Origin of the sequence: Variovorax sp. YR266 (assembly GCF_900107295.1) — a bacterium.
Taxonomy (GTDB): domain Bacteria; phylum Pseudomonadota; class Gammaproteobacteria; order Burkholderiales; family Burkholderiaceae_C; genus Variovorax.
In genome coordinates, this window is sequence record NZ_FNPM01000024.1 from 29,919 (window position 1) to 44,332 (window position 14,414).

The window sequence follows — 14,414 nt, forward strand, 5'->3', positions numbered from 1 at the left end:
TCGATGTCCCCGAAGCTCCTGCGTCCGCTGGCGGCGATCGCGGTGGTAGTGGCCGCAGGCGTGGCGTGGTGGCAGCTCAGCGCGCCTGAAGCGCCTGTGGTCGCCGCGTCTTCGGTGCCGCCGGCCACCAACCCCGCGGCGGCGGAAGCATCCGCCATCGCGCTGCGCAACAACGGCCATGCCCCCGACCCACTGCTGACGCCCGACCTGCTGCGCATCTTCGAGCAGATGCTGAACGACAGCCAGGCCAGGGACAAGGAAGGCCTGATGGCCGAGATGCGCGCCAAGATCGACAAGTACCTGCCGCCGGAATGGAGGGTGCGCGGGCTGGGCCTGCTGGAGCGCTACATCGACTATCGCAACGCGCTAGAGGCGCTGCCGGCGGCCAGCATCGGCGACCCTGCCGGGCTGCGCAGGATCCTCGATGCGCGCGCGGGCATCCGGGCACGCTACTTCGCGCCGGAAGAGGTCGAGGGCCTGTTCGGCGCCGAGGAAAAATTCGACCGCTTCAGCGTCGAGAAGCTGGAAATCGAGCGCAACAAGGATCTGACGCCCGAGCAGAAGCGCGAGGCGCTGGCACAGGCCGAGAAGAACTGGCTTACACCCGAGCAGCTCGCCGACCGGGCTGCCACCACGGCGCAACTCGGCGTCGCCGAGCAGACCGCGGCGCTGGAAGCACGCGGTGCGAGCCCCCAGGAGCGCTTTGCCGAGCGCTCCCAGCAGTACGGCTACGAGGCAGCGCAGCGGCTGGCCACGCTCGACCAGCAGGAGCAAGACTGGCAAAGCCGACTCTCGCGCTACGCCGCGGCCGACGAAGCCACGCGGGCGCAGCTGCAGGCCCAGCTCTTCACGCCGCAGGAGGCGCTGCGACTTCAGGCCGCGCTGGAAGTCCGCGCCGCCAACGACAGGAAGAAAGCGCCCTCTACGCCGTGACCACCGTGCTGTTCGCCGCCGCAGAAGCCGGCAGGCCGAACACCCGGTCGAAGGCCCAGTTGAAGACGAAGGTGTAGACCAGGAAGAAGATCACCAGCCCCAGGTCCATCACCAGTGCCTGCCAGAGCGACACGCCCAGGCCCCAGGCGAACATCGGCACCAGGAAGGCAACCAGCCCGCCCTCGAAGCCGATGGCGTGGGCGATGCGGCGGCGCAGGCTGCGGCCGCGCACGACCTGGCGCGACTCCCAGCGCTCGAACAGCGAATTGAAGACCAGGTTCCAGATCACCGCGACGACCGAGGCGGCCACCGCCAGCACGCCCGAATGGCCGAGGCCGGCGTCCGTCATCAATGCCAGCCCGGCGCTGGCAGCGACGATGGCGATGCCCTCATAAAGGCTGATGTAGACGATGCGACGTTGAATGCCTTGCATGACTCTTCTCTTGGTTTCGTTACTGCGATGACTGGACTTTATGTGTCATCCGCTGATATAAAAAGTTAACTTGTTTCAGTTCTATTGATAGGTCGGGTGCCATGGCTTTTTCCAGCGACAACGTCGAAGTCTTCCTGGCCGTGATCGACCACGGCTCCTTCTCGGCCGCCGCCCGGGCGCTGCACAGGGTGCCGTCGGCCGTGAGCATGGCCATCGCCAACCTCGAGGCCGAGCTCGACCTGCCGTTGTTCGACCGCAGCGGCCGCGAGCCCCAGCCCACCGCCGCCGCGCGCTCGCTGGAGCCGCAGGCGCGGCTGCTGGCGGCCCAGCTCAAGCAGCTGCAGGTGCAGGCGCTGGCGCTGACCCAGGGGCTGGAAGACCGGCTCACGCTGGCCATTGCGCCCGAGCTGCTGGCCGCGCGCTGGAGCGGTCCGCTGGCCGAACTGGCACGGGAGCATCCGCTGCTGCAGGTCGAGGTGCTGGCGGCCCCGCAGGCCGACGCACTGGCGCTGCTCCACAGCGGGCGCGCGCAGCTGGCGTTGGTGTTCGAGCGCCCGAGCCTCGACGGGCGCGAGGGCTTCCAGGAAGTCGGCAGCGACCTGATGGTGGCGGTCATCGCGCCGGACCACCCCGTTCTCGCGGCCAACGGCGGCCGGCTGCGCGAGGACCATCTGACGAACACCCGGCAGATCGTCGTGGCCGGGCGCGACCTGACCACCAGCGACCCGCGCTTCGTGTTCGCGCGCCATGTCTGGCGCACCGACAACGCACTGGCCGCGCTGAGCCTGATCACCGCCGGGCTGGGCTGGGGCTGGCTGCAGCGCAACTTCGCAAAGCCGCATGTGGCGGCGGGCGCCCTGATCGAGATTCCGTTCGAGAACCTCAGCAACGGGCTGGACCTGTGGGTGGACGTGGTGTGGTCACGTGAGCGCCCACTCGGCCTGGGAGCCCAGCGCTTCGTGAAGTTGATAGCGAAGGACCGGGCAGCCGCCGGTGAGTGCAGCCCCAAGACCGGCGGCGATCAAGGCGACTAGACGACTGGTCTAATAGCCGCTAGAGTGCGGGCCATGAACGCGATCGCCCCCACTCCCGACGTCCGCCAGCACATCCTCGACGTGGCCCATCCGCTGTTGCTGCAAAGGGGCTTCACCGGGGTCGGACTGGCCGAGGTGCTGACGGCGGCGAAGGTGCCGAAGGGCTCGTTCTATCACTACTTCGGCTCCAAGGAGGCCTTCGGCGAGGCCGTGCTCGAAGCCTATTTCACCGAGTACCTGGGGCGTACCGACGCGTTATTGACCGAGGCACCGGGCACGGCCGCGCAACGGCTGATCGGCTACTTCGACGACTGGCTCGATTCGCAGACCGGCGACGATGCGCAGAGCCGCTGCCTCGTGGTCAAGCTCGGCGCGGAGGTCTGCGACCTGTCCGAAAGCATGCGCGCGGCGTTGGCGCGAGGCACCCGCGGCATCACCGACCGGCTGGCGCGATGCATCGAAGCCGGCCGGGCCGACGGCTCGTTGCAGGCCGCGCCGCAAGCAAAGGAACAGGACGCGCAGGGAATCGCCGTCGCGCTCTACCAGCGATGGCTCGGCGCCAGCCTGCTGGCCAAGATCACCCGAGACCGCGCCTCGCTGGACATGGCCATGCGCGACACCCGGCAGCTGCTGGGCCTGTCTCCGGACACCTGAAAAAGCCTGGAGCGGGAGGCATACGCGCTCCCGCTTTTTTTCGGCCATGAACTAGACGACTGGTCTATTCGCCTCCGCAGATCCGCATCCCCAACCATTACAGGAGCCACCAGCCCATGCCTCAAAGCGACATCCTCAACCGCCGCATCGTCCTTGCCGCACGCCCGCGCGGCCTGCCGACACCGGGCGACTTCCGCCTCGACGAGACTCCCGTCCCCACGCCTGGCGAAGGCCAGGTGCTGCTGCGCACGCTGCATCTCTCGCTCGATCCGTACATGCGCCAGCTGATGGACGAGGTCGCACCGGTCTATGCGGCCTCGGTGCCGCTGGGCGAGCCGATGCCGGGTGGCACGGTGAACCGCGTCGCCGCCTCAAAGCACCCGCAGTTCCGCCCCGGCGATCTCGTGCTCGGCAACGCAGGCTGGCAGGACTACGCGCTGTCCGACGGCCAGGACCTGCTCCCGCTCGGCGAGATGGCGCAGCCTTCGCTGGCGCTGGGCGGGCTCGGCATGCCTGCCTTCACCGCCTACGTCGGCCTGCTCGACATCGGCCAGCCGAAGCCGGGCGACACCGTTGTCGTGGCCGCGGCGACCGGCGCGGTCGGCTCGGTGGTCGGGCAGATCGCCAAGCTCAAGGGCGCGCGCGTGGTCGGCATCGCGGGCGGCGCGGACAAGTGCCGCTACGCGGTCGAAACGCTCGGCTTCGACGCCTGCCTCGACCGCCATGGCCCGGAGTTCGCATCGCGCCTCGCGGCCGCGTGCCCCAAGGGCATCGACGTCTACTTCGAGAACGTCGGCGGCGCAGTGTTCGATGCGGTGCTGCCGCTGCTCAACATCGGCGCGCGCGTGCCGGTGTGCGGGCACATCGCCGACTACAACAACGAGAAGCTGCCGTCCGGCCCGAACCGGCTGCCGCTGCTGATGGCGGCGCTGCTGCAGAAGCGCATCCGCATGCAGGGCTTCGTCATCCTCGACCACTACGGCGACCGCTTCGACACCTTCCGGCGCGAGATGAGCGAATGGGTCGATGCCGGCCGCGTGACGCTGCGCGAGGACCGGGTCGACGGGCTGGATAACGCGCCGGCTGCGCTCATCGGCCTGCTGGAGGGGCGCAACTTCGGCAAGCGCGTGGTGCACGTCGCCGAGGGCTGACGCACGCGCCTTCAGGGCCGGTGGCCACCTCCATGGCCGCCGCCGTGTCCGCCACCGCCATGCGGGCGTTCGCCGCCGCCCCCACCGGGCCTCGGCCGGCCGCCGGGGTGTGGATGTGCCACGCCGGGCGGAGGCCCGGGACGAAAGCCCGGCTGCGGCCGCGGCGGCCTGATGCCGGGATCGTGCGGCGGGCGGAATCCAGGTCCGGGTGGTGGGCGAAAGCCAGGCCCCGGCGGCCGGAAACCCGGCCCCGGCCGCCACGGGTGCGGCTGCCATCCCGGCCTCACCGGCGGCGGTGGACGCCAGCCCGCCACGGGTGGCGGAGGCGGCCGGCCAGCCCACCAGCGCCGGTCGCCGTACCACGGCCGGTCGCGGTAGTAGTCGGCCCAGTAGCTGCCGATCGCGAAGCCGATGATCGGCACGCCGATCACCGCGCCGTAGGTGGCCAGCGGCACGCGCTGCTCCTGATATGCGTAGTCGAGGTTGCGCGACCAGACCCAGCCGCGCCCGCCGTCGGGCAGCACCACGTCGCACCAGCCATAGCCGCTCGTGCAGCCGACCACGTCGAGCGGCTGGCCCGGCCCGAGCCGCGCCACCAACGGATAGTCACCCGAAGGCCCGGCACGCATGTTGACCGCGCCACGCGTGAAGGCCTGTTGCGCCGCGGCCGCGAGCGGAAGCAGCAGTGCCAGGGCGCCGATGCCGATCCAGCGCGGAACGAGTGTGTTCATGGGTAGGCTCCTTGCGCCCCAGCGTAGGCCGGGGGCCGAGAGCCTGTCAATCGGCCGCGGGCGCGACCGGAGTGGTGCTTACGCGGCTTCCTTGTAGAAGCCCGCGTTGTTGCTGCCCAGCACGCGGCCTGCCACTGGCGCCACAGCCTTGCCGATGGCCGCGATGTGGTCCGGCGTGGTGCCGCAGCAGCCACCCACGATGTTCACCAGCCCCTCGGCCGCGAACTCGTGCAGCAGCCGCGAGGTCACGTCGGGCGTCTCGTCGAAGCCCGTGTCGCTCATCGGATTGGGCAGGCCCGCGTTCGGGTAGCAGCTGATGAAGGTGTCGCCGGCCACGCGCGCCAGCTCCTGGATGTACGGGCGCATCAGCGCCGCGCCCAGCGCGCAGTTCAGGCCAATGGCCAGCGGCTGCGCATGGCGCACGCTGTGCCAGAAGGCGGTGACGGTCTGGCCGCTGAGAATGCGGCCCGAGGCGTCGGTCACCGTGCCGCTGATGATCAGCGGCAGGCGCTGGCCGCTGTTGTCGAAATACTCGTCGACCGCGAACAGCGCGGCCTTGGCGTTGAGCGTGTCGAAGATGGTCTCGACCAGGATCACGTCGGCGCCGCCTTCGACCAGCGCCTCGGTCTGCTCGTAGTAGGCCGCGCGCAGTTCCTCGAAGTTGACGTTGCGCGCGCCCGGGTCGTTCACGTCGGGGCTGATGCTCGCCGTCTTGGGCGTCGGGCCAAGCGCGCCGGCCACGAAGCGCGGCTTGTCGGGCGTGCTGAACTTGTCGCAGGCCGCGCGCGCCAGCTTGGCGGATTCGAGATTCATCTCGCGCGCCAGGTGAGCCATCTTGTAGTCCTCCTGCGCGATGGTGGTCGCGCCGAAGGTGTTGGTCTCGATCAGGTCGGCGCCGGCCGCGAGGTAGCTCTCGTGGATGTCGCGGATCACGTCGGGCCGGGTGAGCGACAGCAGCTCGTTGTTGCCCTTGATGTCGCGATCGAAGTCCTTGAAGCGCTCGCCGCGGTACTGCTCCTCGGTGAGCTTGAAGCGCTGGATCATCGTGCCCATGGCGCCGTCGAGGATGGCGATGCGCTTGGCGAGGATGCCGGCCAGGGCTTGGCCGCGGGTGTAGACAAGGGGCTTCATAACCTCCGATTGTAGAAACCAGCCCATCGCCCCGCTCTGCCCCGGGACTTGGCCTTGTCCATGCCTTGCCGGTCTGGCAAGGTTGGACGCAGGCACCCGACGCTTTCATCTCCATGCAAGAAGACATCTTTCAGGTCGGCAACGCGCACTTCGCGTTCACCGCGCAATCCTCGGCCAGCTTCGTCGACGGGGGCATGCAGTTCCAGCTGCACACGGCCCCGGTCGCGTTCGATGCGGCGCTGCATGCACCCGCCTTCCAGCCCGACGACGTGGACAACCCCTCGCAGGGCTTGATCGCGCCGCAGTTCGGCACCTACGGCGCGTTCTTCTTCCACGACAAGACCGGCGAGCCGCTGCGCATCGTGCAGCTGCCGCAAAACCAGCCGGCCACCTTCGACTTTCACCTGTACGAGCGCGGCTTCGCGCTCGACAGCTTTCACGGCACGGTGACGCTGACGCCTTCGTCGGTCGAGCTGCGCGGCACGATGCGTTCGCGCTACGACGACAGCAAGAGCGTTCCCATCCACGTCCGCAAGGCTTTCGAGCCGGGTGAAGTGACATTGCAGCCCCACACGTACACCAGCCTCGAGGAGGCTGCCGAGGTGCCGCCCGAACGGGTGCGGCGGCTGCTTGTCCGGCAACCGTGGCAAGGCGACACACCGAAGATCGAGGCCTTCCCGCCCGAGATCCTGCGCTTCAGGAACCTCGAGTTCCTGTCGCTGCAGTTCATGTCGCCGGCGCACGCGCCCTTCACAGCCTTGCCGGACGAATTCTGTTCGCTCTCGTCGCTGAAGGAGCTGTTCGTGCGCGGCTCGGCCATCGAGCACCTGCCCGAGAACTTCGGTGCGCTCGAGCAGCTGGAAGCGCTGTTCCTGCAGTACGGCAAGCTGCGCGACCTGCCCGACAGCATCGACCGCCTCTCGCGGCTGCAACGGCTGGTGCTGCCCGGCAACGCACTCGCCACGCTGCCCGAATGCGTCGGCCACCTGCCGGCGCTGACCTTGCTGAACGTCGAGAAGAATCCCTTTGTGTCGCTGCCGGCGTCGCTGAAGAAAATCAAGAAGGTCACGCTCGAGAACAAGCTCAAGGCGCTGTATCTCGACATCCGCTATCGCCCGGACATCGACGTGGCGGTGGCGCCCGAAAGCTTCCTGGCGCGCAGCAGCGCGGAACACGCCGCGATCCTGGAAGCCGCCTGCGCCCGGCACAAGCTCAAGCGCTATCTGCCCGCGCTGCTGCGCCTGGCCCGCAACACCGTGCGCTACCGCACCACCGAGCCGGAAGACTATGCGCAGAAGGGCAACACGCGCTTCGGCGGCGCACCCGACCTTCCGCCGGACATCGAATTTCCCCGTGCGGAAGACGGCACGCACTGGCGCTTCTATGCGCAACTGCGCCTGGCCGACGTGGCCGGGTTGCAGCCCTGGCTACCGCGCGACGGCATGCTCTACTTTTTCGGCGAGGACCAGGAGGAGCTGCAGAAGCACCGGGTGATCCACTCGACCGCCGCCGCCTCGTCGCTGCAGACCTACGTCTACCCGGACGACGCCACGTTCGAGAACGGCGACGCGTTTCCCGGCTTCAAGGCCGTCGCCACTGCCACCGTGTCGGTGCCGAGCCTCTACAACGCGGGCGACCGCCTGACCGGCCGCGACGCGGTGCTGCAGAACATCGAGGACGACGACAAGCTGCAGAAGGCCTACTGGGCACTGCAGGAAGAGCTTTCGGGCAAGAGCGAGGACTGCCACCTCGTCAACGCACACGTGTTCACGCAGCACGAATCGCCCGAGGAGCAGGCATCGGCCGAGCGCGGCGGCCTGCCTGGCGAATGGATCAACCTGCTGATGCTCGAGTCGGACAACCGGCCCGGCTTCTGCTTCTGGGATGCGGGCACGCTGAGCTTCAGCATCCACATGAAGGACCTGGCACTCGGCGATTTCTCCAGGACTTTCGCGAGCCTGGAAAGCAGTTGAGCCTGCGGTCGCTCAGCGCGCCGCGCGCGATTCGGCGAACGCCAGCACCGCCTCGATCATGCGCCGCACATGCGGCTGCACGCCCGCCGCCACCTCGGGCAGATAGTCGAAGGGCAAGGCCTCCTGCATGTAGCTGCTCTGCGTCATCTCCAGCTGCACCGCGTGCACGTTCTGCGCAGGGTTGCCGTAGTTGCGCGTGATGTAGCCACCGGTGAAGCGGCCGTTGAGCACTCCCGTGTAGCCGGTGGCGCTTTCGGCGATGCCCAGCAGCGTTTGCGCCAGCGCCGGGTCGCAGCTGATGCCCTTGCCGGTGCCCAGGTTCAGGTCGGGCAGCTTGCCTTCGAAGAAACGCGGCAGCACCGAGCGGATGGAGTGCGCGTCCCACAGCGCGGCCACGCCATGCTGCGCGCGGATGCGCGCGAGTTCTTCGGCCAGCTTCGCGTGATAGGGCTGCCAGATGGCATCGCGGCGCTCGGCGGTTTCCGCATCGCCCGGCAGGTCGCCGGGGTTGGCATACACCGGCGTGTCGTCGAAGGTGTCGACCGGGCACAGGCCGGTGACGCTCTGGCCCGGGTAAAGGCTCGCGCCATCCGGCGGACGGTTGAGGTCGATCACGTAGCGCGAATGCGTGGCGACCAGTACCGAGGCGCCGAGTTCGTCGGCGAAGTCGTAGAGCCGTTCGAGGTGCCAGTCGGTGTCGGGCACATGGCGCGCTTCCTCCGTGAGGCGGGCAGCCAGCGCGGGCGGCACGTGCGTGCCGACGTGCGGCATCGAAATGAGCAGCGGGCGCGTGCCCTGGCGGAAGCGGAATGGCGGTTCGGCGGTGGTGAAGGCCATGGTGGGGTCAATCCTTGAGTAGTTGAGTGCGCGCGGCCACGAAGGCGGCCCCGGCTTCGTCGTGCAGCGCATGGCGGCCGGCCGAGACGCGCGCCCGGCCCGCCACCCAGACGGTGTCGACGGCCGAGGTGCGATGGCTTGCGAAGACGTGGGCCGAGAGCATATCGGGCGCAAGCAGGCCCTGCAGCGCGAGGCGCGAGGCGTCGAGCACGGCGAAGTCGGCCTGCTGCCCCGCTGCAAGCCCACCGACGGCGCGGGCCGATGCCTGCGCACCGCCCTGCACCGCTTCGAGCGTGAGCGCGGTCGCCACATGCGGCTGCGCCGCGCTGGCACCGACGTTGCGCTGGCGCTTGGCCAGACGCTGGCTGTATTCGAGCATCAGCAGCTCTTCGGCCGCGTTGACGCTCGCGTGGCTGTCCGAGCCCACGCCCCATGCGCCGCCGTGGCTGCGCCATTTGGCGAAGTCGAAGATGCCGTCGCCGAGGTTGGCTTCGGTCGTCGGGCACAGGCCCGCGACCGCGCCGCTCTGGGCCGCGTATTCGTACTCGGCGTCGTTCATGTGCGTGGCGTGCACGAGGCACCAGCGTGCATCGACCGGCGCGTGATCGAGCAGCCACTCGACCGGGCGCAGGCCGCTCCAGGCCACGCAGTCGTCCACTTCCTTCGTCTGCTCGGCGATGTGGATGTGGATGGGCGCGGTGCGGTCGATGGCTTCGAGCCCCGCGATCGCATCGCGCAAGCCTTCGGGCGGCACTGCGCGCAGCGAATGTGGTGCCAGGCCGAGCCGGGCGCCCTGCGCGTCGCAAACCGGCTTGAGCGCTTCGAGCAGGCGCAGCATCGAATCGGTCGAGCGGATGAAGCGGCGCTGCCCCTCGGTGGGAGGCAGATCGCCGAAGCCGCCGGTCTGGTAGAGCACCGGCAGCAGCGTGAAGCCGATGCCGGCCTTCTTCGCCGCGCGCAGCAGGGCGAGGCTCAGCGTCGCGTCGTCGGCATACGGGCGGCCGTCCACGTCGTGATGCACGTACTGGAACTCGCACACGCTGGTGTAGCCCGCTTCGAGCATCTCGGCATAGAGCCAGGTGGCGATGGCTTCCATGTGCTGCGGGCCGAGGCGCGCGGCAAAGCGGTACATCAGCGTGCGCCAGCTCCAGAAGCTGTCCTGCTGCTCGGCGCGGTGTTCGGTAAGGCCGGCAAAGGCGCGCTGGAAGGCGTGTGAATGCAGGTTGGGCATGCCGGGGATCACGGGGCCGTTGGTGGCTTGCGTGTCGGCAGGCCGTTGCGCACCGGACTGAACCTGCGTGAGCTGGCCCGCATCGTTCCACGTCAGCAGGACGTTTCTGGCCCAGCCTTCGGGCAGCAGCGCATCGGCTGCAAAAAGCGTTTGTGTCATTCCTTGGCTCCGATGGCGATGCGGCCCTGCCGCACCACCGCGCGCACGGGCTGCTGGCCGAACCAGTAGGCGAGTTCGGCGGCTTCGCGCACGTTCCACAGCACGAAGTTGGCGGGCATGCCTGGCGCGATGGCGCCGTGTGTGTCCTGCAGGCCCAGCGCGCGCGCGGCATGCACAGTGACGCCGTCGAGCGCCTCGGGCACGGTGAGGCGGAACAGCGTGCAAGCCATGTTCACCATCAGCAGCAGGCTCAGTGCCGGCGAGGTGCCGGGGTTGTGGTCGGTGGACACCGCCATCGGCACGGCCGCAGCGCGCAGCGCGGCGATGGGCGGCAGGTGCGTGTCGCGCAGCGTGTAGTACGCGCCGGGCAGCAGCACGGCCACCGTGCCCGACTTGCGCATCGCCTCGATGCCCTCGGCCGACAGGTGTTCGATGTGGTCGCACGAGAGCGCCCCATACCGAGCGGCCAGTGCCGCGCCGCCCATGTCCGACAACTGCTCGGCATGCAGCTTCACCGGCAGGCCCAGCGCCTGTGCGGCCTTGAAGACCTGCTCGGTTTCCTCGAGCGAGAAGGCGATGCGTTCGCAGAACACGTCGACCGCATCGACCAGCCCTTCGGCGGCCAGCGCGGGCAGCATCTCGTTGCAGACGAGGTCGATGTAGTCGCCGCTGCGGTCTGCGTATTCGGGCGGCAGCGCGTGCGCGCCGAGGAAGGTGGTGCGCACCGTCACGCCATAGGCGTCGCCCAGGCGCCGCGCCACGCGCAGTTGCTTGCGCTCGTGTTCCAGCGAAAGGCCGTAGCCCGACTTGATCTCGATGGCGCACACGCCGTCGGCCAGCAACTGTTCGAGCCGCGACGCGGCCTGCGCGAAGAGCGTGTCTTCATCGGCCTCGCGCGTGGCGCGCACCGAAGAGACGATGCCGCCGCCAGCCTTTGCCACTTCTTCGTACGTGGCGCCCGCAAGCCGCATTGCGAATTCGTTGGCGCGCTGGCCGCCGTAGACGAGGTGGGTGTGGCAATCGACCAGGCCCGGCGTGACGAGCGCGCCGCCGCCGTCGTGCAGCGCAAGGCCCGCGAACCCTGCCGGCAGTGCGCTGCGCGCGCCGACCCAGCGGATCGCGCCCTGCTCCACCACGATGGCAGCTTCCGCCCCGGCATCGGTAGCGAGGCGTAGACCGGTCCAGAGGCCGTCGGCCGAAGGGAATTCGTTGGCGGGTTTCATCGTCTTTCCTGTCTTTGCTGTTGCAGGTTACGCCGGCGTGATGCGCACTGCGAGCAACCGTGCATCGGAGCCCTCGGGTACCGCCTGCCAGGCCTGCGCTGCGTCAGCCCACTGCAGGCCCTCGCCATCGCGGAACGCTTCGTCGTTAAACCGCCACGCGCCGCGCAACGCCAGCAACACGCCATGCGGCGCGGCGTCGATGGCTGAAACGCCATCGAGCACCAGCACCTCGGCGCGCCACTGGCCGCGCCGTGTCATCACGTTGAAGTCGTTCGACGCACCGCCGAGCAGCGTGCAGTCGATGGCCTCGTCGCCGCTGAAGGCGAAGGGCCGGTGCGGCACGTCGAGCCGATGGTCGATGCGCCCGTCGTGCGTGAAGAGGCGCACGCCGTCGCCCTCCAGCAGCGTGATGCTGCGGTCGACACCGACGAACACCGAGAACGGCCCCGCCGCTGCGATGGTGGCGATGCTCACGCGCCAGCCGAAGCTGTCGAGCCCCGCGCCCTGTGGCCAGCTGGCGATTTCCTGCGTGGTGCCGCCGCCGTTCTTCCACGGCGTGACGGGCAGCGCGGCGCGCGAGAAACGAAGCACAACGCTCATCGCATCAACCCGCCCTGGCGCAGCCGCTGCTCGAAGTGCCGCAGCACCAGCGTCATGGTGCCGGTCAGCACGAAGTACACGACCGCGATGGCCAGGTACACCTCCAGCGAGCGGTAAGACACGCTGATGATCTTCTGCCCTTCATGCATCACGTCGTGGATGGTCAGCAACGACACCAGTGCCGAGTTCTTGATGAGCGCGATGAACTCGTTGCCCAGCGGCGGAATCATGCGCACCACCGCCTGCGGCAGCACGATCTGGCGCATTGCCACGCCGGGCGTCATGCCCAGCGACTGCGCCGCCATCGTCTGGCCCTTGTCGATCGACTGGATCGCGCCGCGCACGATCTCCGACACGTATGCGCCCGAGTACACGCCGAGCCCCAGCACGCCGCACAGGAAGGCCGGCAGCAGGATGCCGAAGTGCGGCAGCCCGAAGAACAGGATGAACAGCTGCACCAGCAGCGGCGTGCCGCGAATGGCCGCCACATACGCGGTGCACACGCCGTAGAGCCAGCGCCGCTTCGGGTTCAGCCGGCCGATGCCGACCAAGAGGCCCAGCACGCAGCCCAGCGCCAGCGCGCAGGAGGTGATCTCCACCGTGACCAGCGCGCCGCGCAGCAGGTCGGGCCAGCCCTCCCAGACGGGCGAGAAATCGAAATCCATGGCCCGCTTACTTGGCGTTGGCGCTGAACCACTTCTTCACGATCTGGTCGTAGGTGCCGTCGGCCTTGAGCTTCTCGATGGCGCCGTTCACCGCCTTGGTGAGTTCCGGCGTGTCCTTGCGGATGGCCATGCCGTATTCCTCGGTGGTGATCTGCTCGGGCAGCACCTTCAGGCCGCCGCGCGTGCGCACGTACTGGTAGGCGGCGGGCTTGCCGGTCACGGCGGCGTCGGCACGGCCGATGTCGACGAGGTTGAACATTTCCTGGTTCTTCTCGACTTCCATCAGCTGCACCTGCGGGAATTTCTCCTTGGTGTACGACACCGACTTGGTGCCCACCTGCACGCTGACCTTCTTGCCGTTGATGTCGGCCGGCGTCTTGATGGCGGTGTTGCCGTCCTTCACCATCACCACGAGGCCGCCCGCGTAGTACGGCACGGTGAAGTCGACGACCTTCTTGCGCTCGTCGGTGATGTAGATGCCCGAGACGGCCATGTCGAAGCGTTTGGAGATCAGGCCCGGCACGAGGCCCTTGAAGTCGATGTCGATCCACTCGATCTTGCGGCCCAGCGTCTTGCCGATGGCCTCGACCAGCTCCACGTCGAAGCCGGTGCGCTTGCCGTTCTCCACGAACTCCATCGGCGGGAAGGTGGCGTCGGTGGCCACGCGCAGCGGCTCACCCTGCGCCTGGGCAGCGCCGGCGAAACCGAAGAGAGCGAGGCCGGAGAGTGCGGCGGCGGCAACGCAGATGAGGGAGCGACGGGTGTTCATGGTGAAAGGCTTCCGTGGGAGTAAAGAAGAAAAAAAGCAGCGCGCGACTACTGCAGGGCGCGAGAGATGCGGGCCGCCGTGACGACGGTCATGTGGAGCAATGCAGCTTCCATGCCCTCGACGCGCGTGAGCGGCGCCATGAGCGTGATCGCGCCGCGCAGGCGCCGCCCCGAGGCGAGCACCGGCGCGCTCGCGCCCCACACGCCGGCATCGACCTCGCCGTGGGTCACGGCATGGCCGGCTTCGCGGATGGCATCGAGTTCGGCGGCGCGCTCGGCGCGGCGTTCGGGGCTTTCGCCGAGCCCGTCGAGCAGGGCATCGCGCTGGTCGAGCGGCATGTGGGCCAGCAGGCACTTGGCGCTGGCGCCGTCGCGCGCCGGCACGCTGCGGCCGCGATCGAAGGAGCAACGCAGCGACTGCTCGCTGTCGATCATCTCCAGGCACACGACGCGCTCGTTCACGGCCGTGACCAGCGCCACGCTCTCGTGCGTCTGTTGGGCCAGCACGCGCATGTCGGCGCGCGCCGCCATCACGAGGTCGGAGTTGCCGTCGAAGCCGGTGGCCAGCTGCACGCTCACCGGGCCCGGTGAGTACCGGCCCTCGGACTCCATCACGAAACCCCAGCGGCGCAGCGTGGCGATCTGCCGGTACAGCGTGCTCTGCGACAGGCCAGTGGCCTGCACCAGCTCGGCCGCCGTCATCGCCGCCTTGCTTTGCGCCAGCACCGACAGCACGAACAGCGCGCGGTCGTTGTGGGCGGGAGCTTCAATCGGGGGCGTCATCGGAGGCAATCGCTGGAGGTCGAAAGTGGATGCGGCGTGCAGTATCTTGCTCGCCGTTCTCACTTCCAAGCCTTGATTCCCACTCGATGGGAATGAGCGCGTTTTTTC

At 68.6% G+C, this 14,414-nt stretch carries 15 protein-coding genes; 5 read left to right on the plus strand and 10 right to left on the minus strand.

Annotated features, from left to right (window positions below; translation table 11 throughout):
* The first annotated feature begins 3 nt into the window (after window positions 1-3).
* Complete coding sequence (locus BLW48_RS33610) at window positions 4-933, plus strand: lipase secretion chaperone (RefSeq protein WP_093180004.1); 930 nt, start codon at window positions 4-6, stop codon at window positions 931-933.
* On the opposite strand, the gene BLW48_RS33615 is transcribed toward BLW48_RS33610, so the two are convergent.
* Window positions 923-1,366 (minus strand): PACE efflux transporter, encoded by a 444-nt coding sequence (locus BLW48_RS33615; protein ID WP_093081758.1) that lies wholly within the window; start codon window positions 1,364-1,366, stop codon window positions 923-925. The genes BLW48_RS33610 and BLW48_RS33615 overlap by 11 nt on opposite strands.
* 101 nt (window positions 1,367-1,467) lie before the next feature.
* Here BLW48_RS33615 and BLW48_RS33620 point away from each other — a divergent pair, with 101 nt between their 5' ends.
* From BLW48_RS33620 to BLW48_RS33630, 3 genes are all read left to right on the plus strand, one after another.
* Window positions 1,468-2,400 (plus strand): LysR family transcriptional regulator, encoded by a 933-nt coding sequence (locus BLW48_RS33620; RefSeq protein ID WP_093180005.1) that lies wholly within the window; start codon window positions 1,468-1,470, stop codon window positions 2,398-2,400.
* Between the two features lie 33 nt (window positions 2,401-2,433).
* The gene (locus BLW48_RS33625; RefSeq protein ID WP_093180007.1) at window positions 2,434-3,054 is read left to right on the plus strand and encodes a TetR/AcrR family transcriptional regulator; all 621 of its coding nucleotides are present in this window, start codon (window positions 2,434-2,436) and stop codon (window positions 3,052-3,054) included.
* Between the two features lie 116 nt (window positions 3,055-3,170).
* Complete coding sequence (locus BLW48_RS33630) at window positions 3,171-4,205, plus strand: NADP-dependent oxidoreductase (protein ID WP_093180009.1); 1,035 nt, start codon at window positions 3,171-3,173, stop codon at window positions 4,203-4,205.
* An 11-nt stretch (window positions 4,206-4,216) separates the two neighbouring features.
* On the opposite strand, the gene BLW48_RS33635 is transcribed toward BLW48_RS33630, so the two are convergent.
* Window positions 4,217-4,936, minus strand: coding sequence for an SH3 domain-containing protein (locus BLW48_RS33635; protein WP_093180010.1), 720 nt, complete (start codon window positions 4,934-4,936; stop codon window positions 4,217-4,219).
* 78 nt (window positions 4,937-5,014) lie between these two features.
* Window positions 5,015-6,067: a homocysteine S-methyltransferase family protein gene (locus BLW48_RS33640; protein ID WP_093059252.1), complete on the minus strand. Its 1,053-nt coding sequence runs from the start codon at window positions 6,065-6,067 to the stop codon at window positions 5,015-5,017.
* A 113-nt stretch (window positions 6,068-6,180) separates the two neighbouring features.
* Here BLW48_RS33640 and BLW48_RS33645 point away from each other — a divergent pair, with 113 nt between their 5' ends.
* Window positions 6,181-8,040 carry a DUF1963 domain-containing protein gene (locus BLW48_RS33645; protein WP_093180012.1) on the plus strand — a complete coding sequence of 620 codons (1,860 nt, stop codon included), beginning with the start codon at window positions 6,181-6,183 and terminating at the stop codon, window positions 8,038-8,040.
* 12 nt (window positions 8,041-8,052) lie between these two features.
* Here BLW48_RS33645 and hutG read toward each other — a convergent pair whose 3' ends face one another.
* The 7 genes from hutG to BLW48_RS33680 are packed head-to-tail and all read right to left on the minus strand — an operon-like array spanning window position 8,053 to window position 14,306.
* The gene (gene hutG, locus BLW48_RS33650; RefSeq protein ID WP_093081771.1) at window positions 8,053-8,877 is read right to left on the minus strand and encodes an N-formylglutamate deformylase; all 825 of its coding nucleotides are present in this window, start codon (window positions 8,875-8,877) and stop codon (window positions 8,053-8,055) included.
* Between the two features lie 7 nt (window positions 8,878-8,884).
* A complete protein-coding gene (locus BLW48_RS33655; RefSeq protein WP_093180013.1) occupies window positions 8,885-10,267 on the minus strand; it encodes a formimidoylglutamate deiminase in 1,383 nt (460 codons plus the stop codon).
* Window positions 10,264-11,490, minus strand: coding sequence for an imidazolonepropionase (gene hutI / locus BLW48_RS33660; protein ID WP_093180015.1), 1,227 nt, complete (start codon window positions 11,488-11,490; stop codon window positions 10,264-10,266). The genes BLW48_RS33655 and hutI overlap by 4 nt, the downstream gene beginning before the upstream one ends.
* A gap of 27 nt (window positions 11,491-11,517) precedes the next feature.
* Window positions 11,518-12,090 (minus strand): HutD/Ves family protein, encoded by a 573-nt coding sequence (locus tag BLW48_RS33665; protein ID WP_093180016.1) that lies wholly within the window; start codon window positions 12,088-12,090, stop codon window positions 11,518-11,520.
* The gene (locus tag BLW48_RS33670; protein ID WP_093059241.1) at window positions 12,087-12,755 is read right to left on the minus strand and encodes an amino acid ABC transporter permease; all 669 of its coding nucleotides are present in this window, start codon (window positions 12,753-12,755) and stop codon (window positions 12,087-12,089) included. Before BLW48_RS33670 ends, BLW48_RS33665 begins: the two co-directional genes overlap by 4 nt.
* A 7-nt stretch (window positions 12,756-12,762) precedes the next feature.
* Window positions 12,763-13,524, minus strand: a complete 762-nt coding sequence (locus BLW48_RS33675) for a transporter substrate-binding domain-containing protein (RefSeq protein WP_093059239.1) — start codon at window positions 13,522-13,524, stop codon at window positions 12,763-12,765.
* Between the two features lie 47 nt (window positions 13,525-13,571).
* A complete protein-coding gene (locus BLW48_RS33680; protein WP_093180018.1) occupies window positions 13,572-14,306 on the minus strand; it encodes an IclR family transcriptional regulator in 735 nt (244 codons plus the stop codon).
* Between the last annotated feature and the right edge of the window lie 108 nt (window positions 14,307-14,414).